Genomic DNA, 25,951 nt, shown 5'->3' on the forward strand with positions numbered 1-25,951 from the left:
CCCGGTAATTAGGAACCGGTGTCAGGCAACACATCGATGACTACCACCGCGATGTTGTCACGGCCCCCGGCCTCCAATGCCGCTTGGGTCAGAACCTGGGTAGCCTCTTGGCGGTCCGGGTGGTTGATCAGGAGTTCTTGGATATTCATCTCCGTCAGCTCCCCGCTCAGCCCATCGCTGCACAACAGGTAGCGGTCGCCGATGCGTGGCTGGAGCACCGTGAGATCGGGCTGGCTGTCGGCACCGGCACCCAGCGCCCGTGTAATGAGATTCCGATGCGGATGGCTGCGAGCCTCGGCTTCGGTGATCTGTCCGGCATCAACCATTTCCTGTACGGCCGAATGATCCCGGGTGAGCTGGCGCAGTTCCTGCCCGCGCAAACGATACCCTCGCGAGTCTCCGACATTCACCAATAGCAGGCTCGTATATTCGCCGGTGCTCTGGGTTTCCGCACTGACCTTCTCGGTCCGGGCGCGGTGTTCGGCCAGCATCTCGGGGGTAATCTTGCTGAGCACGTCGGTGTTCTGGCTCATCTTAAAACTGCCGGTCCACGGGGGAACCACCATTGGCTGGCTGATCTGGTCTTGCCCCGGGCCGGCGCTGCGGACCAGCGCCAAGGCGCAGAGGGTCGTGCCGCCACGGGACTCCAGGGCATCACGAATGCGGTCATCGATCAGTTGGATCTGGCGTTGGATCTGTTCCACGGTGGGCAGACGCGGCACCACGGTCTTGAAGCTGAAGGTATTGAGCTCTTCGAGGGTCTCCACCGCCAGCTGGCTTGCGACCTCGCCGGCCTCGTGCCCGCCCATGCCGTCGGCTACCGCCTGGATCACGTCGGTGATCAGGATACGGTCCTGATTGTCTTGACGCTTCAGACCCACGTGGGTTTGTCCGCTCACCGCAAGGCGGAAGCTTTCTGAGTGCTGTTCGGTTTCCATTTAGTCCAGCACCAGCCTGCCACCCTCGCCAGCGGAGAGTTCATAGGGTTGAATATCACCAAAACCACGCACCGAGGTCACCTCTTGCGCGGTCAGAATGAATCGGGCGTCTTGTTTCAAGGTATTGGCGGTTACCGCATCGGTCAGCACCATCCCAGGCTCGGCAAGGGAAGTCAGACGAGCGGCGAGGTTCACCGTCGGACCGTAGATATCGCCCAGGCGGGAAAGCAATCGTCCCCACACCACGGCCACACGAGTGCGTGGCAAGAGCTCATCCGCTTCGAACTCACGGGAAAGGGCCAAGGAGATCTGGGCACCTGCCTGCGGGGTTTCGGCAACGTATAGGACTTCGTCGCCAATGGTTTTCACCAAGCGACCGCCGCCGACCGAAATAATTTCGGCGCTCTTGGACTCAAAGCGCTGGACCATTTGCGCCAAGGTGCGCTCATTCATCCGGCGCGAGAGTGAGGTGTAGGAAACCAAATCGGCGAAACCTACCGCGCGGGCAAGCGGCAACGGCGTGTCATCGCTATCGCTGGAGTCCTGATTGTAGGCAGCCACCCCGGCCTCGGCGCGCAGCGCCAGCCGGTGGATGCCGGCATTGAGCTGGCGGCGCCAGGAATAAACCAGCAGTTCTTCCAGAGGGCCGATAAGTTCGGGCAGGCTCTCGAGTAGTTGGCGGCGGGCTTGCCGGTCGCTCATATTCTGGTTGGCAACCATGTCCTCGACGATCGCCTCGACCTGCCATACGACCATCCGATCGGTCATCTGGCCGACCGAGCGCATCAGCGAGATCGCCGTTTCGTCGGTGAGCTTGCCCTCGCGGACCAGGTCGACCATGGTCTTCAGGGCTTCGGTGTCACGTCCGCTGAAGAAGACCTCATCGTCGCCGAGCTCGGGAAAGCCCATGGCGCGCCAAAGTTTGCGCGCCGAAAGTAGCGAGACCCCCGCATCGGCGGCGACTTCTCGCCGCTTGAATTCGCGCTGTCCACCGATCAGCCGTTTTTCCAATTCGGCCATGTGGTCCTTGACCGCGTCGGAAGCATGGTCAGGTACCTGCAGGGGGCTCTCCATTGCCTGTGCAAGTTCCGCAATCGGGTCTAGCTCCGCCGGGATCTCATGGTTTGCCGTGTGCCCGCGTGCCTCGCGTACGGCTTCGGAGGCCGCCAAGGGGGTATCTGGGCGTGATGGATTGGAGTTGTCGGTGCTCATTGTCCAATGCCCTCACTGTTCGATGCATCTACCTGGGAGTTCGATGACTGCTGATTATGCAAGTTGCTCATCATTTCGATAGCCAACGTGCGGAAATAAGATACTGCGGGCACATGCATAATACGCACATGTCCATGGCTTAAGACAACGTCCAAGGCCCCTGGTTTCGTGATCGCAGCTTGTTGTTTGGTGTGCGCAATTACGTCGCGCACGGAATAAAGTCCGACAGATTCAAGGTCCGCGCGCCCAAAAGAGGTCCGGAACAAGATTCTCTCGGTGGTCAAGATGATGCAGCTGCGAAGCCAACGCACCCACGGTGTCACGCACCAAATCAGCACCAGAATGAACCAGAGCACCAGGCTGAGAACCATCCATAGATCGGATTCGCTCGCGAGCCAGTCCGAGAGGTCATGGCGTGAAAGGTAGCCCAGCAAGAACGCGCACCCGGCGGTGAGGAATAAAAAGACGGCAAAAGGTTGGCGTAACACTCGGGAATGTTCTCGGGTCTTGATGACCACGCGCTCCCTGTCATGTAACGGCACCTTCATCGTCTAGTTCCTCGCCCCTCCTACCGCAGGTTCTTCTGTACAGTCTTCTCCACTAATACTAGTCCGCGTATTCTGTGCTTCGCCTGTTACGCGTATTTGCCGTCGGCGCGCCGCACATGGTGCACGTCGCCTGCCAAGATTCGTTGGCTTTGGCCCGAAGCGTTTTCCACCACTAGCGCTCCGTCCTCGGCCAACTGCACCGCACGTCCGAGCAGCTGCGATCCATCGGGGAATTCGACGCGGACGTCCTGCTCCAGGGTGGCCAGACGAGCCGCGACGAGGTCGCGCAAGGAGTGGCCGGAATATTCTCCGAGCGACGCGGTGCTCTGCCCGCCCACCGCACGAAAAGCGGCATCCAATGCGGTGAAGCGACGCAGATATTCGGCTAGGAGCTCACCGCGGTCGACCCGGGTGCCGCTGGCTAGTCGCAGCGAGGTTGCCGTGGCAACGGGAAGCTCCGAGGCTTCTTGATCTACATTGATCCCGGTTCCAACGACTACAGCGAATCCTTGCGGCGTCTGCACCAGCTGGGCAAGAATTCCACAGATTTTCCGGTCTCCGGCAAGCAGATCATTGGGCCATTTGATGCGCGGCTTCACCGGCGCTAGTTCCTCTACGGCCTGCGACCAGGCCAGTGCCGCCAGCATGGTGTACCAGGACAAGGACTCTGGCTCCATAGCAGTGCCCGGCGAAGCGAGGACGCTGACCGTGATGGCCGACCCGGCCGGCGTTACCCATTCGCGGCCCAACCGCCCCTTGCCCTGCTGCTGATGCTCGCTGAATAGGACGCTCAGGTGCCCGGCGGCGCCGGAGCTTGCCAGCTGGGCAAGCTCGGTGTTGGTGGAACCCGAGGTAGCGAGCACCTTGATAAATCCCAGCCGCAGTTGCGCGGCCAATTCATGAAGCGGCAACGGGTCCAGTGCCGCACGCGCCGAGGATGTTTCAGGATTCATCCTTCAACTCTATGACACGCACGGCACCGAACTTCGGTTCTAAAGGAAAATGTCCTCGATGAGTTGGGCCTGGGGATTCACCGAGTACTTTTCCAGGTCGGTTACCCCGGAAAGCTCCAGCACCTGGGTGTCGGTGAAGAAATTCCCGCTCACCAAAGACGGAGTGCTGGCCAAGATGCACATCGCCGCGTCCGCAACGATGTCCGTGGTGCGTGCTGCCTGAATCATTTTCATTCCCCCTGGCAAGCTCCGGATGGCTGCGGTATCGATGAGGGTTGCCGGCCACAGGGAATTCACCCCGACGCCCTCGCCCTTGAGCTCTTCGGCCAGCCCGAGGGTGGTCAATGACATGCCATATTTGGCCATCGTGTAGCCCAGGTGCAGGCCCGCCCAGTGCGGGTCGAGGTTCAGCGGCGGCGACAAGGTGAGAATATGCGCGTGCGTCGATTGGCGCAGGTAGGGAAGCGCGGTTTTGGACAGCAGAAAGGTGCCGCGCACGTTGATGTCCTGCATCAGGTCGTAGCGCTTCATGTCCAGGTCATCCGTTTTGGCCAGGTTGATGGCGGAGGCGTTGTTGATGACGATGTCGATGCCGCCGAATTTTTCGACCGCCGCATCGACCACGCGCCGGACGTCCGCATCTTCACGCACGTCTCCGACTACCGCCAGCCCCTGGCCTCCGGCGGCGTTGATCTTCGCTACCGCAGAATGAATGGTGCCTTCCAGAGTGGGGTGTGGCGTGTCTGTCTTTGACAGCAAGACAATATTTGCTCCGGCTTTTGCCGCAGCTTCGGCGATGGCCAATCCGATGCCGCGGCTTCCACCACTCATCACGATGGTTCGGCCGCTAAGTTGTGAGATGTCAGGGGCGATGTCGGCTCGCAATTCATTAGTCATGTGACCTAGATTACGCGATGTCGCCGCACTAAGCTACTCGTGAGTAACTTATTCTGGCGTGCTTCACGTTCTCCCCGGGGCCAATTTGTAAGTTTCCTACAACAAAAACCGAAATTTTCCCGGTTAGACTGACCTAGTTGGCATTTTTCTTGTGCCATTCCTACACATAAGACATAACCCGAGGGAGTCGAAGGCATGACGCAGGGCCGTACCGAGACGGAAGAATCAATCGATCTGTCCACCACCGCCGGCAAGCTTGCCGAATTCCGCCGCCGCCAGAGTCTGGCACAGGCGCCTTCGGGTGAAGCCGCCATCGAAAAGCAGCACGCCCGCGGCAAGCACACCGCACGCGAACGCATCGAGATGCTGATGGACGAAGACTCCTTCATCGAATTTGATGCCCTTGCAGTGCACCGCTCCACCGCCTTCGGCATGGAAAAGAAGAAGCCCCTGGGCGATGGACTCGTTTCCGGCTACGGCACCGTGGATGGCCGCCTTGTCGCCGTATACTCGCAGGACTTCACCGTCTACGGCGGTTCCCTCTCCAAGGTCAATGGCGAGAAAATCGTCAAGGTCCAGGAATTCGCGCTGCGCAATGGCTGCCCGGTCGTCGGCATCCTCGACGGCGGCGGAGCACGCATCCAAGAAGGCGTCGCCTCGCTGGCCATGTTCGCGGACATCTTCCGCAACAACGTCCACGCCTCCGGCGTCGTCCCGCAGATTTCACTGATCATGGGCCCGAGCGCCGGCGGCGCGGCGTACTCCCCCGCGCTGACCGACTACGTGATCATGGTCGACAAGACCAGCCACATGTTCATCACCGGCCCCGACGTCATCAAGACCGTCACCGGCGAAGAGATCGACATGGAGTCCCTGGGCGGTGCACGCCAGCACAACGCGAACACCGGCACCTCCACCTATCTGGCCACCGACGAGGAAGACGCCGTGGAGTTCTGCAAGGAACTGCTGGACTTCCTGCCTTCCTCGAATCTCGCCGACGGGATTATCGCTGAATTCGACGAGGACCTGGAACTCAACGACGATGACCTGTCCCTGGACACGTTGATTCCTGATTCCGCGAACCAGCCATATGACATGCGCAAGGTGATCGAGTCGGTTGTCGATGACGCTCACTTCTTCGAGATGCAGGCGCTCTACGCGCCGAACGTCATGATCGGCTACGCCCGCGTCGAGGGGCGCACCGTAGGCGTGGTCGCCAACCAGCCGATGCAGTTTGCCGGCACCTTGGATATCGCCGCCTCGGAGAAGGCAGCCCGCTTCGTGCGCAATTGCGATGCCTTTAATATCCCGATCCTGACCTTCGTGGACGTCCCGGGCTTCCTGCCCGGCAAGGACCAGGAATTCCAAGGCATCATCCGCCGCGGCGCGAAGCTGCTCTATGCCTACGCCGAGGCGACCGTGCCGAAGCTGACCGTGATCACCCGCAAGGCCTACGGCGGAGCGTACATCGTGATGGGCTCCAAGAAGCTTGGCGCAGACCTCAACCTGGCATGGCCGACGGCGCAGATCGGCGTCATGGGAGCACAGGGCGCGGTGAATATTCTCTACCGCCGCGATCTGGCCGCGGTAGAAGCCGAAGGCGGAGACGTCGAGGCGCGCCGCAAGCAAATTATCGAGGACTACGAGGCGGAGCTGCTCAACCCGTACCAGGCCGCCGAGCTTGGCTACATCGACGCGGTGATCGCCCCGAGCGAGACCCGCCTGCAGCTAGTGCGCGGGCTGCGCGCGCTGCGTGAAAAGCATGTGAGCCTGCCCCCGAAGAAGCACGGCAATATCCCGCTGTAAGCGGCGGACTCATTGACCAGCAACTAATTTTCTCAAGGAGTAGCCTGTGCCCGAGCAAAGCACCGCCAATGCGGCCGCCCTCATCACCGTGACCAAGGGCAAGCCCAGCGCCGAGGAACTCGCGGCGGTTACCGCGCTGCTCACGGCGATGGGCACCGCCGCACCGGCAGAAAACGATATGCCAGTCGAACCACAGCGCGTGGCACGCATTCGCAAACGCCGCGCGCTGACTCCCCGCCTCGGCTGGAGCTTAGGCCGACGCTAGAGGCAGCTGGTATTGCACCCCGGCGTTCTGTCGAAAGACAGGGCTCCGGGGTTTATCGCATTCCAAACAAGTGTGCCGGCAATTACCCAATACTCTTCAACAAATCTTTCATATCTATTAGTGTTAGCTCCATGACATCCACTGCTACGCAGCGCGTGCCGACGGGCATCGACGCCATTGCGGAAAATTTCTTTGCCAAGACTCTCGAATTAGTTCCGGAGTACGGCGTTTCATTCGGACTCCCCGGTTACGAGTCGGCCTATTCCGACTACTCCCCCAAGGGCACCGATCAGCAGATCGAGCTATTACGGGAGACTCTCGCGGACCTTGAGGCGGCGAAGCCACAAGATGACATCGACTCGGTCACCCTCGATGCGATGCAGGAGCGGCTCGGCCTGGATCTGGAAATCCAGCTGACCGGACGCACCGAGCTGAACAATATCGCCTGCGCGGCGCAGGAAATCCGCTCGGTCTTCGACCTCATGCCGCAGCAGAGCGCAGCGGACTTCGCATTTGTGGCCGCCCGGCTTGCCAACGTCCCGCAGGCGATTGACGGCTACATCGCCTCATTGCGCGATTCGGCCTCCAAGGGGTTGGTGTCGGCTAAGCGTCAGGTGAAGATCGTCGCCGGCCAGTGCCGGGATTATGCAAAAGACGGTGGGTTCTTCGATCGGCTAGCCACCTCCGGTGCCGAGCAAGACCCCGAGCTCGCCGAGTCGCTGCACGCCGGAGCGTCCGTGGCGAAGAACGCCTACCTGAAGCTTGCGCAAATGCTTCGGGAAGAACTGCTGGCGCAGGCCCCCGAGGCGGATGCGGCAGGCCGTGAATACTACGCGTTGATGTCCCGCCGCTTTCTGGGTGCATCGGTTGATTTGGACGAGACCTACGCCTGGGGAGTCGGCGAGCTAGATGCGATCATCGCGGAGCAGCAGCGCGTGGCCGAACTGATCAAGCCCGGCGCCTCCATCGAGGAAGCCAAGGCGATCCTCAACGCTGATGCGGCGCGCAAACTGGACGGCACCGAGGCCCTGAAGAGCTGGATGCAGGACAAAGCCGACAAGGCGATTGCCGAGCTGCGCGACAGGCACTTCGATATTCCAGCCCCGATGGATCGAATCGAGTGCCTGATCGCCCCGACAGAAGACGGGGGAATCTACTACACCGGGCCCTCGGAAGATTTCACCCGCCCCGGACGCATGTGGTGGTCGGTGCCGCCGGGCGAAGACCAGTTCTCCACCTGGTCGGAGCTGACCACCGTGTACCACGAAGGGGTACCGGGCCATCACCTGCAGATAGGTACCGCGCAAATGCAGGCGAACACGCTCAATAGCTGGCGCCGGCTGCTCTGCTGGGTTTCCGGCCACGGCGAGGGGTGGGCGCTGTATTCCGAGCGGCTGATGCACAAGCTGGGTTACCTCGATGATCCGGGCGACTATCTGGGCATGCTTGATGCCCAACGCATTCGTGCGGCCCGCGTGGTCTTCGACATTGGCGTGCATCTGGCCCTGGCGGTTCCTCCCCAGTGGGGCACCGGAACCTGGGACGCCGATAACGGGTATGAGTTCTTGCAGAAGAATCTGGATCTCACCGAGGGCCAGTTGGACTTCGAATACAACCGCTACCTCGGTTGGCCGGGCCAGGCCCCCAGCTACAAAATCGGCCAGCGGCTCTGGGAGCAGGCCCGCGACGAGGTTGCCGCCCACGATGGCGGGCAATTCGAGCTCAAGGACTTCCACACCAAGGCGCTGAAACTCGGCTCGGTGGGACTTGATACGCTCAACCGCGCCCTGCGCAGCTAGGCAGCTAGCCAAGCCGTTGGCTGCCGGGGATTCCCGGCAGCCAACGGCTCCTGCCGCGTCATTAACCGCGGTAGTTGGACAGCTGGATCAGATTTCCGCAGGTGTCATCCAATACGGCAGTGGTCACCGGGCCCATCTCTGTGGGTTCCTGGGTGAACCGCACGCCCAGGGCGCGCAAACGCTCATATTCGGACCGGACATCGTCAACCGCGAATGAGGTCAGCGGAATGCCATCGGCGAAAAGAGCCGCCTGGAATGGTCGCGCCGCCGGATGCTCGGCAGGTTCCAGCAGGACCTCGACGCCTGCCTCATCTTCTGGCGAGACAAGTGTCAGCCATTTGAATTCACCCACCGGCACATCGTGCTTCTTCACAAATCTGAGAATTTCGGTGTAGAACTTTTCGGCCTTCGCCTGGTCATCAACCATGACGCTAGTGATATATACCCGCATGATTTCTCCGATGTTCGTCGTCGCACGCCTAAGGCGAATCCCCTAGCGGCATCCAATCTACCGACTTTCAAAGCCAACTGGCCATCGTCAACAGCCGGCGGACCGACCCCTGCGCAGGCGGTGCAGTTCGCCAGTACGCGGTGCCATTCCATTGCGTGCAGCCCGGAGCCCAAGAACTGCTGAGACCGTTCGTTGCGCGTTTTCGCCTGGCGCCGACCGTTCGTACTGCCATCTTGTATTTCACCGGCAATAACCAAATCCTTGGAAGCATAATTACCTACGAAAATCCATCTGGAAACTCCTGGGCGAGGCCTCCGGTACGCCGCGCAGGGCACCTCCGAATGCCGGGGCACTCGTCGCAATCCGCAAAACACCTCTGGATTTCAGCCCAGATCGGTGACCGGTCGCACAGTAATTGAGCTGTCAATAACGGAATAATCCAGAATCGTAATGTTGCGTAACTTTAACTGCGATGGTTGGCGTTTTCCGGCATACCGTTTTAGTCATGTCTAACACCGCACCTTCATCCCGACTGCCTCGTTGGATGACCAGTTTCGGTCCGCAGATTATCGCTGCGTTGATCGTCGGTCTGATCCTCGGCCTGGTCGCCAAGTACACCGGCAGCACTTCCGAGGAACCCAACGCGCTCGGTGAAGCCCTGCAGATCATCGGCTCCAGCTACGTTGCCCTGCTGCGCACGGCCGTCATCCCGCTGATTTTCTTCGCAGTGGTTGCTTCCATTGCCAATCTGGCACAGGTGACAAACGCTGCACGCCTGGCCTGGCAGACCCTGCTGTGGTTCGGCATCACCGCGCTAATCTCCGTGACCATCGGCATGGGACTGGGCGTACTGATGCAGCCCGGCGCCAATACCGGCCAAAGCGCACCGGCCGAGTACGACGGCAAGACCGGCGACTGGCTCGGATTCCTGACCGGGCTGATCCCTTCGAACTTCCTGGGCCTGGGCGCAAGCACCAAGCTCGCCGAGGATGCGGCCACCACCTCGATCAGCTTCAATGTGCTGCAGATCCTGGTGATCGCCATCGCCGTGGGCATTGCCGCGCTGAAGGTCGGCAAGGCGGCCGAACCATTCCTGGCCTTCTCCGCTTCGATCCTCGCGATCATCCAAAAGGTGCTGTGGTGGATTATCCGCATCGCCCCGCTCGGCACCGTTGGCCTGATCGGCAACGCCGTCGCAAGCTACGGCTGGGACACCATTGGGGCGCTGGGCAAGTTCACCCTCGCCATCTACATCGGTCTGGCCCTGGTGCTCTTCGCCCTCTACCCCATCCTGGTTCGCTCCCACGGCCTTTCCATCAAGCAGTACTTCTCCGGGGTGTGGCCCGCGGTGCAGCTCGGTTTCGTCTCCCGCTCCTCCATCGGCACGCTGCCGCTGACTCAGCGCGTGACCGAACGCAACCTCGGCGTGCCCTCGGGCTACGCATCCTTCGCCGTCCCCTTGGGTGCAACCACCAAGATGGATGGTTGCGCAGCCATCTATCCGGCGATTGCCGCCACCTTCGTGGCGCAGTTCTTCGGAATTGACCTCGGCGTGACCGACTACCTGCTAATTGCCCTGGTTTCGGTTCTGGGCTCGGCTGCTACTGCCGGCACGACCGGAGCGGTAGTGATGCTGACATTGACCCTCTCCACCCTTGGACTTCCGCTGGCCGGCGTTGGCCTGCTGCTCGCGGTTGATCCGATTGTTGACATGGGCCGCACCGCGGTCAACGTGGCCGGCCAGGCCTTGGTCCCAACGATTGTCGCCAAGCGCGAAGGCATCTTGGATGCGGAGCTGTACAACGCCCCACGCAATGGCAATCCATTCGCCGACGACAGCATCGCGGCCACCCAGGATCAGTCGGCGGCAACGTCGGCAAATGCCTAGTTCCCCTCAGGTCCGAGCGGCCTGAGCAGCACCCAGCGGTCGGCATCCTCCCATCAGGAGGATGCCGACCGCTTTTTCGTGGGGCAGAACACAACTCCCCACTTTGCACAGCGTGCAAGTTTGCACGTAGTGTAATTACGTGACTTCCAATGGCACCGGCACGCGCCGCGAACTCAATAGGCAGGCGACGCATCAGGCGATCGTCGACGCCGCCCTTCGACTGCTGCGCGAGGGGCACGGCACGGCGATCACCGCCACCCAAATCGCCGAAATTGCCGGCATTTCCCGGCGCACCCTGTTCAATTATTTCCCCTCCGTAGATGCAATCTTGTCCTACCCCCTGCACGCGGTGCTCGAACACATGGTCGAGACATTAACTCCCCTGACCGACCAGCTGCCACTGATGCAAGCAGTGGTCCGCGCCTTGGAATCCGAGCGGGCCACCGAGCTTTTGGGGCAGGTCGCGCAATTCGGCGCCTATCTGCGCCGGCAGGAAAACGGAACCTGCTACCCGCCGAATTTCATTGCCTGGCAAAGCGCCACCGGCGACGTCATCGCCAAAATAGCCGCCCGGTACCCGCATACCGATGCCTACTCCATCCGCGTGTTCACGCATGCCATCCTCGGGGCCGGGCAAGCGGCCTTCGATACGTGGATCGACCAGCTGCCCGAGCCGGATGCGACCGGGCTGCACGTTTCCGACGAACTCATCTCTTCCTTCCATCGGCTCATCACCCGGGCCATGGAAACACTCGATGCGGGTTTCAACTCGCTGCCATTGACCGCACCAAACTCGCTCAAGGAAGACTAAGCCATGGCTACGTTCCTTTACCGCCTCGCCTCGTGGGCCCACAGGCACCGTTTCCGCATGCTCTCCATGTGGATTGCGGCGTTTATCGCCATCGGCGTCTGTGCCAGCCTGTTCATGGGGCAGCTGTCGAACACCTTCACCCTGCCGGGCACCGAAACCCAGCGCACCATGGACCGGATGAAGGAAGAACTCCCCGATCTTGCCGGCGGACAGGGCACCATCGTCTTCCGTGAAGGTTCAAACCGCGAGTTGAACGCGGACCAGAAATCGGCGATCCAGGACTCCCTGGATCAGCTGGCCTTGCATCCGCAGGTCGTCGAGGCCATGAGCCCCTTCGAACTGCAGAAACAGCTTGATGACGCCAAGCCCGAGCTGGACAACGCCCAACAAGAACTGGTGGACGGGCAGAAAGAACTCGACGATGCCAAGGAACAGGTAGCTAACGGCAAGGTACAGCTCGCGGACGGCCACAAGAAGATCACCGAGGGCTGGTCCGAACTTTTCGATGGCACCAAGGAAATCGAGGACGCCGAGCCGCAGATCGCCGCGGCCGAAAAGAAGCTGGCCGCCGGTTGGAATGAGCTACGCGCCGGTGAAACCCAGCTGAACAGCGGGCAGGCGCAGCTGAACGACGGCGAAAAGAAATACAAGGCGGGCCTCGCCGAATACAATGCGGGATTCGAAAAGTACCAGTCCGGGCGGAGCCAGTTCGAGGCCGGAGAAAAGCAGCTCGATCAGGCAGAGGCGCAGCTGAACGCAGGCGAGGAAGAATACCGGGCGGGGCTGGACAAGCTTCTGGACGGCAAGTCCCGCAGCCAGTTTGACAAGGAACTAGTTGCCGGCAAAGAGCAGGCCACCGAGGGCCTGGCGAAGGCCGAAGAGGGCCTGAAGACCATTGAACCGCAAATCTCGGAACTGGAATCCCAGATCCCCGGAGTCGAACAGGCGCTCAAACAGGCCGAAGCCGAGGGGGACGAAGCCCTGATTCGCGAGTACACCGAAAAGCTGACGGCACTGCAGGGCGGCCTCGCCGACCTGAATGCCGCCAAGCTGCAGGCCACCGAGGGCAAGGCCCAGGCCAACGCCGCGCTGAAGCAGATCGGCCAGGCCGAGGCGGGCCTGAAGCAACTGGATACCGCGCGCAAGGAATTGGATGCCGGGGCCACCCAGGCCACGGAAGGCCGCCAGGAGCTCGAAGCTAACCGCGGCGAACTGGCCTCCGCCAAAAAGCAGCTTGATCAGGCCAAGTCGCAACTTGCCTCGGGCAAGCAAGAAATCGATGCGAACAAGTCAAAGCTGGCGCAGGCGCGTGCCGAGCTTGAATCCGGCCGCGCCGAGCTCAACGCGGGGCAGGCAGAATTCGACAAGCAAAAGGCCGCCTTCGTAGCGGGCAAAGCGCAACTGGCGGACGCAGAGAAACAACTGCGCGAGTCCGAAACTACTATCAAGGAAAAGACCAAAGAGCTCGAAGACGGCGAAAAGGAAATCGCCCAGGGAGAAAAGGACCTCGAGAGCGGACGAGCCGAACTTGAGTTCGCCTCCCGCCAGGTAGGCGCCAGCGGGGACATGCGTTTCGTTTCCGAAGATGGCTCCACCGCCGTCTCCCAAGTCAGCTTCCGCATCGCTACCGACGCATTGACCGCCTCGGATCGTGAAGCCATCACCGCGATCGCCAGCGGGCCGCAGTCCACCGGTGTCGAGGTGCTCTTTTCCAAGGAGATCCTGCAGGACATCTCGGAGGTCTTCGGCACCGCCGAAATCATCGGCGTAGTGATCGCCGCCGTTGTCCTGCTGGTTATGCTCGGCACGCTGATCGCCGCCGGACTGCCCCTCTTGCTCGCCCTGCTGGGTGTTGGCGCCGGGGTGGGCACCACGCTTGCCTTCTCCTCGATGTTCACCATGGCCTCGATTACCCCCGCGCTGGCTTTGATGCTGGGACTCGCGGTGGGTATCGACTATGCGCTGTTCATCATTCACCGCCACCGCACGCAGTTGCTCTCCGGCATGGAGGTCGGTGAATCGATCGCCCGCGCGGTGGGTACCAGCGGCAATGCCGTGGTCTTCGCCGGGCTGACGGTCATCATCGCGCTGTCCGCCCTCGCGGTCCCGGGCCTGCCGTTCCTGACGGTGCTCGGACTCTCCGCGGCCTTCACCGTGCTCTGCTCGGTGCTGCTGAACATCACGCTGCTTCCCGCCCTGCTGGCCATGGCCGGGCCCAAGCTGGTGTCCCAGCGTGCCCGGAAGAAGGCGGACAAGCCGGTGGCCAAGGAACCTGTCTCGGCTCGCTGGGTCCGCCTGGTCACCAAGATCGCGATTCCCGTGTCGCTGCTGGTGGTCGTGGTGCTCGGCGCCATTTCGATCCCGGTATCGCAGATGCGTACCGCCTTGCCCGACGGCAGCGCCGAAGCCGCCGACTCGCAGGCCTTCCAGGCTTATCAGCAGACCAGCGACAAGTTCGGCGCCGGCTACAACGGCCCGCTGCTGGTCCTCGCGGACCTTCCCGCAGACCTATCCGAGCGGCAGGCCGAATCCAAGTCATTGGATATCGCAGATATGCTCCGCGAATACGACGGCGTGGTCGCCGCCATCCCGGTGACCATGACCGAAGACAGGTCGCTGTCCGCGATCCAGGTGATCCCGGCAGATGGCCCCGCCTCCGCCGCCACCGAAGCGCTGGTGCACGAGCTGCGCGGCGACGCCCAGAGGATCAACGACGCCACGGGCGCCAAGATCGCGGTGACCGGCCAGGTCGCAGCGCAGATCGATGTCTCGGAGAAGGTGACCTCAGCCTTGCCACCGTATCTGGCCATCGTGGTGGGGCTCTCGCTGGTCCTGCTCTTGCTGGTCTTCCGCTCGGTAGTGGTTCCGCTGTTGGCAACCGGCGGCTTCCTGCTTTCGCTGGCTGCGGCCTTCGGGGCCAGCGTCATGGTCTACCAGTTCGGCTGGATGGGTTCGGTCTTCGACGTCAATGTCCCCGGCCCGCTGCTGAGCTTCCTGCCGATCCTGCTCACCGGCATCCTCTTCGGTTTGGCCATGGACTATCAGGTGTTCCTGGTCTCGGCGATGCGTGAGCACTACGCCCACGGATTGTCGGCCAGGGACGCGGTGCGCTCGGGCTTCTCCATGGCCGCACCGGTGGTGACCGCGGCCGCGCTGATTATGATCGCGGTGTTTGCCGGATTCATCTTCTCCCACCTGTCAATGATTCGGCCGTTGGGCTTCGCCTTGGCTACCGGGGTGCTCTTTGATGCCTTCGTGGTACGCATGACGTTGATTCCAGCGATTATGCACCTGCTGGGCGACAAGGCTTGGTACCTGCCGAAATGGCTGGATAAGATCCTTCCAGACGTGGATGTCGAGGGCGCAAAGCTCAATGAGATGCTGGACCGCAAGGCCGAGCGGCCGCTCGGCGAAGCCTCGGCCAAGGAAGAGGTAACCGTATGACCTTAAGTAATGAAAGCGCCCGGCTGCTGCTGGCCTCCGCCTCCGCGGGGCGGCAAAAGCTATTGGCCGATGCCGGGCTGGCCTTCGGAACCCAGGTGTCGCGCGTTGACGAGGATGCCGTGCTGGCAGCCGCCGTGAGCGCCGGCGGTCCGCAAAGCCCGGAAGCAACCGCGCTGCTCCTGGCCCGCGCCAAGGCCGAGAACGTCGCCGCAGCTGAGCACCCCGAGGGCACGGTGGTGCTGGGGTGCGACTCCGTCTTCGAGCTCGATGGCGTGGCCTACGGCAAGCCCTATACCGCCGAGGTGGCCCGCGAACGCTGGCAGCAGCTCAGTGGCGCCACCGGCATCCTGCATTCCGGGCACTGGCTGGTCAACACCGCCGACCCGCAAGGCGCGAGGGGACGTGTCTCCTCGACCACAGTGCACTTCGCCGAGGTCAGCGACGAAGAAATCGAGGCTTACGTGGCCAGCGGTGAACCGCTGCCTTGCGCCGGCGCATTCACCATCGACGGGTTGGCCTCGGCCTTCATCGAGTCCATCGAAGGGAACTTCCAAAACGTGGTGGGCCTGGATATCTTCGTGCTGCGCGAACTGCTGGCGGAAGCCGGAATCCCGATTGTGAGCCTCTGGAAGTAAGCATGCGCCGCCCGCTCCCTGTCCAAGATTTATTCTCGGGCAGGGACGCGGTGTTTAACGATCCCCCTCGAATCCGTTGGCCGCCGGTTCACCGGCGCGCCCCGCGAAACAGGGTAAACCGAAGCGCGGAATACGGTGCCTGTTAGGCCGCTGGACATCAGGAGTTTTGCCTTTGGCTCAAATGGCAGCACATTTTGTAGGAACCCTCTAAAAATATCGGCCTAACACCCCAGATTTTCCGGATAAGTACATATACTTCCCACAAAGCCGATAGGCTCCTAGGTGAGAAACCCTAATTTTTTATAGACAAGGTTCACCCATGAATCCATTGACGAAGGTGCTAATCGCCAACCGCGGCGAGATTGCAGTGCGAATTATCCGTGCAGCACGCGATGAAGGAATCGAATCGGTTGCGATCTACTCCGACTCGGACCGCGATGCGCTGCACGTGCGCCTGGCAGATGAAGCCTACGCACTGGGCGGCACCACCGCCGCCGAATCCTACCTTCGTATCGAGAAGATTCTGGATATCGCGCAGCGTTCCGGCGCCGACGCGATCCACCCCGGCTACGGCTTCCTGGCCGAGAACGCCGATTTCGCCCAGGCCGTCATCGACGCGGGCCTGACCTGGATCGGCCCCAGCCCGGATTCCATCGACCAGCTGGGCGACAAGGTCAAGGCACGCCACATCGCCGAGAAGGTGGGCGCTCCCCTGGTTCCGGGTACCAAGGATCCGGTCGCTTCGGCCGAAGAGGTCTACGCATTCGCCGACGAGTTCGGCCTGCCGCTGGCGATCAAGGCCGCCTACGGCGGCGGCGGACGCGGCATCAAGGTGGTACGCAACCGCGAAGACATCGGCGAGCTCTACGAGTCCGCAGTCCGCGAAGCCATCGCGGCCTTCGGCCGCGGCGAATGCTTCGTCGAGCGCTTCCTGGATGCGCCGCGCCATGTGGAAACCCAGTGCCTGGCCGATGTCCAGGGCAACGTCGTGGTGGTCTCCACCCGCGACTGCTCCTTGCAGCGCCGCAACCAGAAGCTTGTCGAGGAGGCCCCGGCGCCGTTCCTGAGCGAAGCCCAGATCACCCGGCTCTACGAATCCTCCAAGGCGATCCTGCGCGAGGCGAAGTACACCGGTGCCGGCACCTGCGAGTTCCTCGTGGGACAGGATGGCGTCATTTCCTTCCTCGAGGTCAACACCCGCCTGCAGGTGGAGCACACCGTCTCCGAAGAGGTCACCGGGCTGGATCTGGTCCGCGAGCAGTTCCGCATCGCCCGCGGGGAAGAGCTCGGCTACACGGACCCCGAGGTCCGCGGCCACTCCTTCGAGTTCCGCATCAACGGCGAAGACGCCGGACGCGGATTCGTCCCCACTCCTGGCACCATCACCAAGATGACTCTGCCCACCGGCCCCGGAGTGCGCGTGGATTCCGGCGTCGAAGCCGGCGAGAGCGTCTCGGGCAACTTCGACTCGATGATCTCGAAGCTGATCGTCACCGGTTCCACCCGTGAGATCGCCGCGGCCCGCGCCCGCCGCGCGCTGGAAGAATTCCAGCTCGAAGGCATGGCCACGGTGCTGCCATTCCACCGCGCGGTGATGAGCGATGCGGCCTTCGTGCCCGAATCGGGGCCGTTTACGGTGCATACCCGGTGGATCGAAACCGAATTCGCCACCGTCATCGAGCCGCACCCGATGCCGCAGGCCGAGGCGGAAGGAGCTGCCGAACGCACCTCGGTCACCGTTGAGGTTGCCGGCAAGCGCTTGGAAGTCACCTTGCCCGCCTCGCTGGGCGCGGCCTCTGCCGCCGCGAATGACAAGGCCGCCAAGAAGAAGCGCAAGCCGGGCCGCAAGGCCGGGGCCGCCGCCGCTGGAAACAGCGCCGAGCTGCGCTCGCCCATGCAGGGAACCATCGTGAAGGTAGCCGTTGAAAGCGGTGACACCGTAGCCGAAGGAGACTTGGTTGTGGTGCTCGAAGCGATGAAGATGGAGCAGCCAATCACCGCGCACCGCGCTGGCAAGATCGAGGGCTTGGAAGTCAGCCCCGGTGAATCCTTGTCCTCCGGCGCCGTGATCGCCTCGATCGTCGACGCCGACTAATCTAACAGGCAGCACAAAGCCGGGCTTGTTTGACCTTGGATTCCAAGGTCAAACAAGCCCGGTTTTTGCTTTCTGGCCCGGCCCTTCCCTGCCGGAATCTTGGAGGTGGCTACTCCAGGTTCTCCGGTCCGGCTTTGGCTTCCTGCGCTTTTCCGGTTTGTGCAACGTACCGCTTGTAGGTGCGCAAGGCGCTCAAGTGCATGAAGAAGAGCACTATCTGCACTAATGCGACCAGTACCCAGACTCCGGTGATCAGGTAGTTGGGCTCCGCCCCGCGTGTGGCTTCGTCAATGTTGTCCAGAATGTTGGAGGCGGCAATGGCCAGGCAACCGGTGAGGAACATAGCAGATACAAGGACTTCCGCCTTTTTGGACAGCAGATATTTCATTGTCCCCCGGCCCTACCGCAGCTCTTCGATGGTGACGGTCCACCCGCTGAAGTTCGCCGCATTGACGTCCAGGTAGTAAGTGCCCGCGCTCTTATGGAGGGCAGTTTCATCCTCTGCAGGGCCATCAAGCATGACCTCGGGAAGACCTCCGTCTTCGAGCAGCACGATCCCTTCTTCCAAGACGTAGATGGCACCGATGGCGAAATCCTCGCCGCCGGCGAACGAGTACGTCATGCGGGCTTCCGCGCCAGTCAGCTCGAAGGTGGAGCTGGATTTGTCGGTTCCGCCTTCCATCGTGACCACTTCTTGCCAGGTTGCAGCCTCTTCGACGGCTTCGCCGACCGGGTCTTCGGCTTCTTCTTCTGTTTCAGCCGGGGCTGCTGCCGCGGAGCTGGGATCTGCCTGCTGCGACACCGCCGGCACGTCTGCGGCCGTCTTGGCAAGCATTGCGGCACTGCTACCGCCCGACACCATCCCCACGACCAGCAACGCGGCGGTGACAATCCACGCAACGAGTCGGTACTTAGCGTAGCCGTCCAGCAACCTGCCGGACTTGTCGCGCATCGAGCCGGTCAGGATGATGATCCAGTCGATCAGCACCCACACTCCCAGACCACCGAAGGTCAAGAGCTTCAGCACTCCGGTACCGATCTTGCCGAGATAGAAACGGTCCACCCCGAAGAACCCGAAGAACAAGGACAAGAGCCAGGTGGCGACAAATGATTTTGCTGGCGCCTGGTCACCGGGATAACCCGGAGCCCCATAAGCCTGCTGAATATGGTTGGACATGATATTCCTCAATCTCGCAGCCAGAAGCTGCGTCATAGGTAGTGATGATCAGTTATTGCTTGGTCCAGGTACCGCAACGGCTCAGCTCGAGGTCCTGGCCCTTGCCCACGGTGACCGAAGGACGTCCGCCGCCAGGGATGTCATTGTCGATGATGTCCCCATTGGTCCCCGTTTTGAGCACAGCCCAATAGCAGTCGCTGGAGACTGGCGCGTCAGACCTGTAGGTTCCGGCCTTGATATCCACGCCAATGGTCCACACGCCGTTGCTGACGGTATTGGCTTCTTTCTCGTCCTCGGCCTTGCCGACGGCTTTCTCGCGTTCGGCCAGTGCCGCATCGGATTCATCCAGCTCCTCCTTGCGCTCGTCGAGCGCCTTGGATCTGGAATCCAGCTCGTCGCTGCGTTCAGCCAGCTCGGCTTCCCGGGTTTCGGTTTCGGTCCGGTACTCGTCGAGTTCCTGCCGCACCTCGTCGCGTGCCTCCTCGAAGGCATCCCGTTCGCCTTCCACGGCGGACTTCTCGACCCCCAGAGCGGCGTATTCCTCGCTCTGGGTCGGATCCATGCTGTCGGTTCCGACTAGGAAACCGACGGCCAGCGTTCCCAGCAGGACCACGAGCGCCAACAACGGTTTGAACCATCCGCGGCGCTTTCCGTTGACGTCCGAAGAACCAACTGCGGAGGATTGCTCGGTGGAATTCATGGTTACCGCTCCTTTTCTAGAAGAATGTCCACCCCGGAGTCGGGGTGGTAGGACCAGGAAATCGCCACGCCATCCCAGCTGTCGTCTTGGCGGCCATCCAGCGCCCGGGTGCTGTCGATCTTGCTGATCACCGCTCCTGGGACCTCCAGCCCGGTCAGTACGCAGGCAATCTGCGCGAAGTCCTCCGTTCCGGAATCCCAGACGTCACTGCCTTTGCTGTCCAGCTGCAGCGCCTCGCCGTCATCCAGCACGAGAAAGCCTTCCGCGGAAACTTCGCACTCCTCCACGGCGCCCGCAAAGTCCGGCCCGCCGGCAAATAGTCCAGGGTTTGACATGCCGGCAACCGCCAGCGCACCGATGAGGCAACCGGCAACTCCCCCAATTGCTGCCGGGAGCATCCACCCTCGCGGCAAGCGCGTTGCTTGCTCCAATTCGCTGGTTTCAGCTGGCGCGTGGTCCGCTGTCTCCGACATGTCGATACCTCCTGGAAAGTGATGAGATCTGCTGGGCCGGACCGCGTCCCCAAACTTGGCCCGGCCCAACCGGATGCCAGCTTGTGCTGACGAGTCCAAGCTACGGAGAACATTCACACTTAGTCACTAAATACTCTGATAATGGGGATTATCAAAGAAATTGAGAATATTGTTAGAAACTCTGACATGATGGAGAAACCAACAATCGGCGCCACAGCTCCAGGAGGTGTTCATGGAAAATCAACACGGCGACCTCATGAGCATGTCCGATATTGCGAGCCTGGCTCAGGTCAGGCGTCCCGTCGTGAATATGTGGATCAAGCGGCATGCTGCCGGCTCCACGCCCTTTCCAGAACCTGCCGTGATCCGCGGCGAACAGCGCTATTTCTTCTCGCATGACGTGGTGTCGTGGCTGGAAGAGACCGGCAAGGGGAACAACCCACAGGTCCGGACCGACACTGGAATAAATATCCAGATTGATCCGCAGGACATCGAACCATTGACGGCGCTGCTAGCCCTGAGGACCCTGATCGGCGAGCCTTTGGGCACCTACGCAGCCGATGACCTCGTGGACCTGGCCGACGAAGAAGATCCAGATGATGAGTTCCTTTTCAAGGAAATCCATGAATCCCGGAACTTGCAGCACCTGGCGATGAGGGCGGATATGTGCGCTGACGCCGCATATACGGCGGCTCACGCTTTGGAAGCCATCTATTCGGCGCGGTTTACCAATGGCCTGAAGGAGCTGTCCCAAACGGCTCTCAGCAAAGACGCGCTCTTGTTCCTCGCGGACTTGGCCTTGGCCCTGCGCGGCGAGGACGCGATAGTTGAGGCCACCCGCGGCGGAAGCGACCTGCTGCTCAGCACCCTGGACCGGCTCCCGGAAACAGAATCGCTCACCGTTGGCTTGCAGCAACCGAACACGGCCGCGCGGTCGGCATTGGCGCGAATGGCCTTGCGTCGAGTGGTAGCCGTTGCCGCAGGCAAGGACAATGTCATCTTGGGCTCAGGCCATTCGGACGGACAGGCAACCTATCTGGCGCAGCTGCCGTCCCCCGAGGCCCCGGATGCCCCGGCAGGTGCCTTGCTTTCCCAAATCGATGAGCTTGCCCTCAGCCTCGACCGCCAGGACAGGGCACTGATCGTTGGACCATCCTCGATTCTCAGCGATCCGCTGGAGGACAAGGAGCTGGACTCGATCCGCTCAACTATCCTGCGCAGTCGACACGTTCACGCGATCGCTTCCCTCCCCCCTGGGGTGAGGACCGCAAAGCCACGACAGCGCATGGCCTTGTGGATTCTTGGGCCGGAACTGCCAAGCACCGGAGAGAGTCCGGCACGCATGCTCGTCACGGATCTGAGCCTACGGACTTTGACGCAGCTGCTCAATGCGGATTTTGGCGCGCAGGTGGCGTTTGGTCTGCGAAATATGACCAGCAAGAGACCAGCCGCCGTAATCCACTCACGCTGGATGCCGCTTCCCTCGGTGGTCGCTGCATCCGGAGGACTGATTCCCGCGCCACGCATGGAGCGGGAGATCTACACCGACTACGCAACGTCGGCCCGTGCTGTCACCGAGTTGGAGGCCCTTGCCGAAGTAGTGCAAGAAACCAACGAAGTTCGCCCCGATTTTCCTTTCGAATTTTCCGCGTTGGAAACTCGACTGGACTTCAAACGCGGATTTGAACCAAACATCGGTGAGCTGCTCGAGTCCGGTGCATTGAAGCATCTGCCGGGCACAAGGTTTGCTCCAGATGATGTCGAAGACTTGGGACATTCCGGCATCGGTATCTGGGAGGCAAACTTGCTACCCAGCGCCAAAACGGAGGCAACTATTTCCCATTTCGCATTGGCTAACGGCTATGGGAACAGCCAGCTGACCGAGCCCGGCGATATTGTCTTCAGCACAACTGGCGAAGTCCGTGCGGTCGTAGATCGCGAGGGCTCACGAGTGGTGCGTTTCCCGGCAAAGGCATTGCGAATTACCGCGGACAGTTCCAGTGGGCTGATCCCCGACCTCATAGCCGAAGCGCTTAACCGCCAGCGGCTGAAGCAATGGCGGAGAACGCATATCCGTATCTGTCCTGATGACAAAAAAGAACTGCTGGTTCGCGCTTTGGAGTTTCTGGAATATGAGCAAAAGATCGCGCGAAAAAGAATAGAAGCGATTAACGCGCTTGAAAACTCATTAACCAATATGGTTATTGACCTAAAAATTGACATGATTGATCGCAGGACCCAGCGAAAGGAAGGCAGCAATGCCACCTCGTAAAAAGTCAGCGGCCCAAGCGGCGCTTCCTTCAACTATGAAGGAACTCAAAGACACCTTGTGGAAAGCTGCGGATAAGCTTCGCGGATCCATGGATGCCTCGCAGTACAAGGACGTCATCCTTGGTCTGGTCTTCCTGAAGTACGTCTCGGATGCATTCGAGGAGCGGCGTCAACAGATCCGCGCCGAATTGACGGACAGCGGCCTGGCGGAGGCCCAGATCGCCCTGCTGATTGATGATCCGGACGAGTACACCGGACATGGCGCATTCTTTGTTCCAGATGCCGCACGCTGGTCTCACCTGGCTGTGAATGCCAAGGGCCTGTCCGCGGTTGACGGAAATGCTCCGAAGAATATCGGTGAGCTTGTTGATACCGCCATGCATGAACTGATGACGGCCAACCCAACGCTGGCGGGCACCCTACCGCGCATTTTCAACCGCGACAGCGTAGACCAACGCCGCTTGGGTGAACTGATCGACATGTTCAATAGCGCGCGGTTCACCGGTGAAGGTTCAACGCGTGCCCGCGACCTGCTCGGCGAAGTCTACGAATACTTCCTGGAGAAGTTCGCTCGTGCCGAAGGCAAGCGAGGCGGCGAGTTCTACACACCAGCAGGCGTGGTGCGAGTCCTGGTTGAAGTGCTTGAACCCCAGAGCGGCCGCGTCTACGACCCTGCATGCGGCTCGGGCGGCATGTTCGTCCAGACCGAGAAATTCCTTGAATCCCACAATGAGGATCGCACGGCGATCTCGGTCTACGGCCAGGAGCTCAATGAGCGCACCTGGCGCATGGCCAAGATGAACCTGGCCATTCACGGCCTAAATGCGAATTTGGGCCCCCGCTGGGGCGACACCTTCGGCCGCGATCTCCACCCGGAGATGAAAGCCGACTACATCATGGCCAATCCACCATTCAATATCAAGGACTGGGCGAGGAACGAGGAAGACCCCCGCTGGACCTACGGTGTTCCGCCTACCGGCAACGCCAACTATGCTTGGATCCAGCACATCCTGTCCAAACTTGCACCCGGCGGATCCGCCGGCGTGGTTATGGCCAATGGCTCCATGTCCTCGAATTCCGGTGGCGAGGGCGACATCCGCGCCAAACTGGTGGAGAACGATGTGGTCTCCTGCATGGTGGCTCTGCCGACCCAGCTATTCCGGTCTACCGGCATCCCTGTGTGCATCTGGTTCTTCGCAAAGGACAAAACGGCCGGTGCAGGCGGTTCCATTGACCGCTCGGGGCAAACGCTGTTCATCGATGCCCGCAGTATGGGACATATGGTTGACCGCGCCGAACGAGCACTCAGCGATGAGGATATTTCAACGATCGCCAATACCTTCCATACGTGGCGTGGCAAGGAATCTGCCGAAGGAACATACGACGACGTCCCCGGGTTCTGCTACTCAGCTTCAACCCAAGAAATCAAAGACGCGGGATACGCCCTGACCCCAGGACGCTACGTCGGGGCCGCTGAAGTCGAAGACGACGGTGAACCAATCGAAGAGAAGATAGAACGGTTGAAGAAGGGACTCTTCGATCAGTTGGATGAGTCGGCGCGGCTGGCCCAAATTGTTCGCCAGCAGTTGGGAAGAGTTCAGAATGCACAATACTAATAGAATTCTCCTCAAAGACCTCCTGATAACAACAAAGGATGGCGATTGGGGGAAAGCAGAGGAGCAGGATGGCTATGAAAAGTACCAAGTAATTCGTGCTACTGATTTCCATGATGTCTCCGTTGGAGATACACGAAAAGTTCCTGTCCGTTTTTTAAATGAGAAGAACGTACAGCGTAGAACTTTAGAGCCAGGTGACATTCTAATAGAAACTGCAGGGGGCTCACCTGGTCGGCCAACCGGGCGCACTATGTTCTTTTCGGAAAGAGTTCAAGCAGGATTCAGCAGTCCTGCCACATGCGCTAGCTTCGCCCGATTTATGCGTGCGAATAGTGAAATCGTTGATCCCAGATACCTCTACTGGTATCTACAGTCAATGTATCTCTCTGGTGAAATTGAGCAGTACCAAGTTCAACACACTGGCGTTGCTCGATTCCAATACACCGATTTTGCCGCTTCGCATTCAGTCCCTCTACCTTTAAAAGGCACTCAACAAGCCATCTCTGAAGTTCTCTGCGCGCTAGACGACAAGATCGCGGCAAATACAAAACTCGCTGATACTGCAGACGACTTAGCCAAAACTATGGTTCGAATGACAGTCACGTCATTGACTCAACGACTCGATGAAGCCGCGAACATTGTCATGGGTACTTCTCCTAAAGGATCAGACCTGAATGAAAATAGCGAGGGCATAGCGTTTTTCCAAGGGGTCCGCGATTTCGGCATGCGTTTCCCATCGCGTCGCGTTAGCACAACTAACGCAATACGACTTGCGCAAAAGGGCGACATACTGTTGAGCGTACGTGCCCCTGTTGGGGAAGTGAATTTCTCTCAAGATGAGGTTTGCATAGGTCGCGGACTTTCAGCGGTTAGACACAAATTTGGCCGTCAGGCTACCTTGTTCCACCTGCTTCGACATGAAAGTTCGGTTTGGGCACCGTACGAAGCAGAAGGGACCGTTTTTGGTTCCATAAACAAGTCTCAGTTACATGGGATTCTAGTCCCTACGGTGCGTGAAGATATTGCATCAGAAATTGAATCAAAGGTCGGCGCAATTGAAAATACCATCGCTGGATTCTTGGCCGAAAACGAGCTCCTGCAACTAACACGGGATACGCTCCTCCCGCAGCTCATGTCCGGAAAACTTACAGTCAAAGATGCTGAAAACATTGCGCAGCAGGCAGGCGCTTAGCCATGCACTATTTCTCGGAGCGAGCGCTGAAGGATCATGTGCACGATGGGCACGTTGTGTCTCGTACTCGCGGATGGAAAGTTGGTTTATCGCGTTTTTTCAGCGCCGAACGACACATCGAACATAGCGAAGTACTCTCGTCGGCTGAACGCGTCGATATGGCTCTCAAAGTGGCACGAAGAAAGAAACGACATGTGCTGCATGACCCTTGGGAAGTATTCGAAGGCTCATTACTAGATACACGCGTTACGAATTTATGCATCGGCGTTATGCCATTTGGATCATTCGGCAAAAATACCTATGGAGAAGCTAGCGTCATGTGGGGACATTCGAATATTCCTCCACAACAACCGTTCCGAGAGCAAGAAACGGATCTAATTCTTGTGGGTTCACCTGACCATGTCGCCCATGGTGGTTGGGTTCGGGGATGGACCAAGGAGCAGCTGCGCACAACACGCGGATACCCTTCTGATCCATCAATCCTTGCCGAAATAGTGCGGACGGAACTTGCGCTCAACTCACCAGAAGTTGCTGCCGATGTCTCCGCAATGATGGCTGAATGGATCGAAAGCGGTGATCGTGCAGTGTTTGCCATGCAGGAGACTGAACGTTCACGCCGCACTTGGGATCGGCAAGTCCGTCTCCCTTCCGCTCGGCTAACTGCGGCCATATTGGATACTGCAGACGTTAATGAACGGCGCATCATTTTGGCCCGCCCGATCCTCATTGAAGAAGCAGGATAGCAAAACGAGCCTGTAACCGGCCCCGACCTGTCGAACG

The 25,951-nt window shown here is 60.3% G+C and carries 22 protein-coding genes; 12 read left to right on the forward strand and 10 right to left on the reverse strand.

The annotated features are described in order from the left end of the window. Positions 1-8: 8 nt before the first annotated feature. The 5 genes from CQ017_RS11440 to CQ017_RS11460 form a co-directional block, all read right to left on the reverse strand. The gene (locus tag CQ017_RS11440) at positions 9-938 is read right to left on the reverse strand and encodes a PP2C family serine/threonine-protein phosphatase (RefSeq protein WP_105553815.1); all 930 of its coding nucleotides are present in this window, start codon (positions 936-938) and stop codon (positions 9-11) included. Further along, positions 939-2,150 carry an adenylate/guanylate cyclase domain-containing protein gene (locus CQ017_RS11445; RefSeq protein ID WP_105553816.1) on the reverse strand — a complete coding sequence of 404 codons (1,212 nt, stop codon included), beginning with the start codon at positions 2,148-2,150 and terminating at the stop codon, positions 939-941. After that, positions 2,147-2,698, reverse strand: coding sequence for a hypothetical protein (locus tag CQ017_RS11450; protein WP_105553817.1), 552 nt, complete (start codon positions 2,696-2,698; stop codon positions 2,147-2,149). The genes CQ017_RS11445 and CQ017_RS11450 overlap by 4 nt, the downstream gene beginning before the upstream one ends. Before the next feature lie 86 nt (positions 2,699-2,784). Continuing rightward, positions 2,785-3,651: a biotin--[acetyl-CoA-carboxylase] ligase gene (locus CQ017_RS11455; RefSeq protein ID WP_105553818.1), complete on the reverse strand. Its 867-nt coding sequence runs from the start codon at positions 3,649-3,651 to the stop codon at positions 2,785-2,787. A 39-nt stretch (positions 3,652-3,690) separates the two neighbouring features. Then, on the reverse strand, positions 3,691-4,548 hold the full coding sequence (locus CQ017_RS11460; protein WP_105553819.1) for an NAD(P)-dependent oxidoreductase: 858 nt from the start codon (positions 4,546-4,548) through the stop codon (positions 3,691-3,693). Between the two features lie 195 nt (positions 4,549-4,743). On the opposite strand from CQ017_RS11460, the gene CQ017_RS11465 reads away from it, so the two are divergent. The 3 genes from CQ017_RS11465 (at position 4,744) to CQ017_RS11475 (ending at position 8,418) form a co-directional block, all read left to right on the forward strand. After that, positions 4,744-6,354: an acyl-CoA carboxylase subunit beta gene (locus CQ017_RS11465; protein WP_105553820.1), complete on the forward strand. Its 1,611-nt coding sequence runs from the start codon at positions 4,744-4,746 to the stop codon at positions 6,352-6,354. 46 nt (positions 6,355-6,400) lie between these two features. Beyond that, positions 6,401-6,619 (forward strand): acyl-CoA carboxylase subunit epsilon, encoded by a 219-nt coding sequence (locus CQ017_RS11470; protein WP_105553821.1) that lies wholly within the window; start codon positions 6,401-6,403, stop codon positions 6,617-6,619. Between the two features lie 131 nt (positions 6,620-6,750). Continuing rightward, positions 6,751-8,418, forward strand: a complete 1,668-nt coding sequence (locus CQ017_RS11475; RefSeq protein WP_105553822.1) for a DUF885 domain-containing protein — start codon at positions 6,751-6,753, stop codon at positions 8,416-8,418. A 61-nt stretch (positions 8,419-8,479) separates the two neighbouring features. On the opposite strand, the gene CQ017_RS11480 is transcribed toward CQ017_RS11475, so the two are convergent. Then, on the reverse strand, positions 8,480-8,869 hold the full coding sequence (locus CQ017_RS11480) for a VOC family protein (RefSeq protein WP_105553823.1): 390 nt from the start codon (positions 8,867-8,869) through the stop codon (positions 8,480-8,482). Between the two features lie 505 nt (positions 8,870-9,374). On the opposite strand from CQ017_RS11480, the gene CQ017_RS11485 reads away from it, so the two are divergent. The 5 genes from CQ017_RS11485 to CQ017_RS11505 all read left to right on the forward strand — a co-directional run bounded on the left by CQ017_RS11485 (position 9,375) and on the right by CQ017_RS11505 (position 17,742). Next, complete coding sequence (locus CQ017_RS11485) at positions 9,375-10,757, forward strand: dicarboxylate/amino acid:cation symporter (protein ID WP_176484225.1); 1,383 nt, start codon at positions 9,375-9,377, stop codon at positions 10,755-10,757. A gap of 139 nt (positions 10,758-10,896) precedes the next feature. Then, a complete protein-coding gene (locus tag CQ017_RS11490; protein WP_096287537.1) occupies positions 10,897-11,568 on the forward strand; it encodes a TetR family transcriptional regulator in 672 nt (223 codons plus the stop codon). Positions 11,569-11,571: 3 nt separating this feature from the next. Beyond that, positions 11,572-15,012, forward strand: a complete 3,441-nt coding sequence (locus CQ017_RS11495) for an MMPL family transporter (protein WP_105553824.1) — start codon at positions 11,572-11,574, stop codon at positions 15,010-15,012. Then, positions 15,009-15,647: a nucleoside triphosphate pyrophosphatase gene (locus tag CQ017_RS11500; protein WP_105553825.1), complete on the forward strand. Its 639-nt coding sequence runs from the start codon at positions 15,009-15,011 to the stop codon at positions 15,645-15,647. Before CQ017_RS11495 ends, CQ017_RS11500 begins: the two co-directional genes overlap by 4 nt. Positions 15,648-15,966: 319 nt before the next feature. Beyond that, positions 15,967-17,742: a biotin carboxylase N-terminal domain-containing protein gene (locus tag CQ017_RS11505; protein WP_105553826.1), complete on the forward strand. Its 1,776-nt coding sequence runs from the start codon at positions 15,967-15,969 to the stop codon at positions 17,740-17,742. Between the two features lie 109 nt (positions 17,743-17,851). On the opposite strand, the gene CQ017_RS11510 is transcribed toward CQ017_RS11505, so the two are convergent. Genes CQ017_RS11510 through CQ017_RS11525 form a run of 4 tightly spaced genes read right to left on the reverse strand, consistent with a single transcriptional unit; the run spans position 17,852 to position 20,092 of the window. After that, positions 17,852-18,130: a hypothetical protein gene (locus tag CQ017_RS11510; RefSeq protein ID WP_096287545.1), complete on the reverse strand. Its 279-nt coding sequence runs from the start codon at positions 18,128-18,130 to the stop codon at positions 17,852-17,854. Between the two features lie 12 nt (positions 18,131-18,142). Further along, on the reverse strand, positions 18,143-18,919 hold the full coding sequence (locus CQ017_RS11515; RefSeq protein WP_258133600.1) for a TM2 domain-containing protein: 777 nt from the start codon (positions 18,917-18,919) through the stop codon (positions 18,143-18,145). Positions 18,920-18,971: 52 nt separating this feature from the next. Then, entirely contained in the window at positions 18,972-19,619 is a 648-nt protein-coding gene (locus CQ017_RS11520) for an Rnase Y domain-containing protein (RefSeq protein ID WP_105553828.1), read from the reverse strand. 2 nt (positions 19,620-19,621) lie between these two features. Beyond that, positions 19,622-20,092, reverse strand: coding sequence for a hypothetical protein (locus CQ017_RS11525; protein ID WP_105553829.1), 471 nt, complete (start codon positions 20,090-20,092; stop codon positions 19,622-19,624). Between the two features lie 232 nt (positions 20,093-20,324). Here CQ017_RS11525 and CQ017_RS11530 point away from each other — a divergent pair, with 232 nt between their 5' ends. The 4 genes from CQ017_RS11530 to CQ017_RS17895 are packed head-to-tail and all read left to right on the forward strand — an operon-like array spanning position 20,325 to position 25,914. Beyond that, positions 20,325-22,364: a hypothetical protein gene (locus CQ017_RS11530; RefSeq protein ID WP_105553830.1), complete on the forward strand. Its 2,040-nt coding sequence runs from the start codon at positions 20,325-20,327 to the stop codon at positions 22,362-22,364. Next, on the forward strand, positions 22,351-23,979 hold the full coding sequence (locus CQ017_RS11535) for a class I SAM-dependent DNA methyltransferase (RefSeq protein ID WP_105553831.1): 1,629 nt from the start codon (positions 22,351-22,353) through the stop codon (positions 23,977-23,979). Before CQ017_RS11530 ends, CQ017_RS11535 begins: the two co-directional genes overlap by 14 nt. Then, positions 23,966-25,171, forward strand: a complete 1,206-nt coding sequence (locus CQ017_RS11540) for a restriction endonuclease subunit S (protein WP_181150541.1) — start codon at positions 23,966-23,968, stop codon at positions 25,169-25,171. The genes CQ017_RS11535 and CQ017_RS11540 overlap by 14 nt, the downstream gene beginning before the upstream one ends. Before the next feature lie 2 nt (positions 25,172-25,173). Further along, positions 25,174-25,914: a hypothetical protein gene (locus CQ017_RS17895; RefSeq protein WP_146112478.1), complete on the forward strand. Its 741-nt coding sequence runs from the start codon at positions 25,174-25,176 to the stop codon at positions 25,912-25,914. Positions 25,915-25,951: the final 37 nt, after the last annotated feature.

The organism is Arthrobacter sp. MYb224, from assembly GCF_002975455.1.
Lineage (GTDB): Bacteria > Actinomycetota > Actinomycetes > Actinomycetales > Micrococcaceae > Glutamicibacter.

Bases quoted from the DNA above. Each gene is read 5' to 3' on its own strand.
- CQ017_RS11495 (WP_105553824.1), top strand. From the start codon at position 11,572: ATGGCTACGTTCCTTTACCGCCTCGCCTCGTGGGCCCACAGGCACCGT.
- CQ017_RS11440 (WP_105553815.1), bottom strand. From the start codon at position 938: ATGGAAACCGAACAGCACTCAGAAAGCTTCCGCCTTGCGGTGAGCGGA.
- CQ017_RS11525 (WP_105553829.1), bottom strand. From the start codon at position 20,092: ATGTCGGAGACAGCGGACCACGCGCCAGCTGAAACCAGCGAATTGGAG.
- CQ017_RS11480 (WP_105553823.1), bottom strand. From the start codon at position 8,869: ATGCGGGTATATATCACTAGCGTCATGGTTGATGACCAGGCGAAGGCC.
- CQ017_RS11485 (WP_176484225.1), top strand. From the start codon at position 9,375: ATGTCTAACACCGCACCTTCATCCCGACTGCCTCGTTGGATGACCAGT.
- CQ017_RS11530 (WP_105553830.1), top strand. From the start codon at position 20,325: ATGGAAAATCAACACGGCGACCTCATGAGCATGTCCGATATTGCGAGC.
- CQ017_RS11500 (WP_105553825.1), top strand. From the start codon at position 15,009: ATGACCTTAAGTAATGAAAGCGCCCGGCTGCTGCTGGCCTCCGCCTCC.
- CQ017_RS11535 (WP_105553831.1), top strand. From the start codon at position 22,351: ATGCCACCTCGTAAAAAGTCAGCGGCCCAAGCGGCGCTTCCTTCAACT.
- CQ017_RS11510 (WP_096287545.1), bottom strand. From the start codon at position 18,130: ATGAAATATCTGCTGTCCAAAAAGGCGGAAGTCCTTGTATCTGCTATG.
- CQ017_RS11505 (WP_105553826.1), top strand. From the start codon at position 15,967: ATGAATCCATTGACGAAGGTGCTAATCGCCAACCGCGGCGAGATTGCA.
- CQ017_RS11475 (WP_105553822.1), top strand. From the start codon at position 6,751: ATGACATCCACTGCTACGCAGCGCGTGCCGACGGGCATCGACGCCATT.
- CQ017_RS11455 (WP_105553818.1), bottom strand. From the start codon at position 3,651: ATGAATCCTGAAACATCCTCGGCGCGTGCGGCACTGGACCCGTTGCCG.
- CQ017_RS11450 (WP_105553817.1), bottom strand. From the start codon at position 2,698: ATGAAGGTGCCGTTACATGACAGGGAGCGCGTGGTCATCAAGACCCGA.
- CQ017_RS11520 (WP_105553828.1), bottom strand. From the start codon at position 19,619: ATGAATTCCACCGAGCAATCCTCCGCAGTTGGTTCTTCGGACGTCAAC.
- CQ017_RS11460 (WP_105553819.1), bottom strand. From the start codon at position 4,548: ATGACTAATGAATTGCGAGCCGACATCGCCCCTGACATCTCACAACTT.
- CQ017_RS11465 (WP_105553820.1), top strand. From the start codon at position 4,744: ATGACGCAGGGCCGTACCGAGACGGAAGAATCAATCGATCTGTCCACC.
- CQ017_RS11445 (WP_105553816.1), bottom strand. From the start codon at position 2,150: ATGAGCACCGACAACTCCAATCCATCACGCCCAGATACCCCCTTGGCG.
- CQ017_RS11515 (WP_258133600.1), bottom strand. From the start codon at position 18,919: ATGTCCAACCATATTCAGCAGGCTTATGGGGCTCCGGGTTATCCCGGT.
- CQ017_RS11540 (WP_181150541.1), top strand. From the start codon at position 23,966: ATGCACAATACTAATAGAATTCTCCTCAAAGACCTCCTGATAACAACA.
- CQ017_RS17895 (WP_146112478.1), top strand. From the start codon at position 25,174: ATGCACTATTTCTCGGAGCGAGCGCTGAAGGATCATGTGCACGATGGG.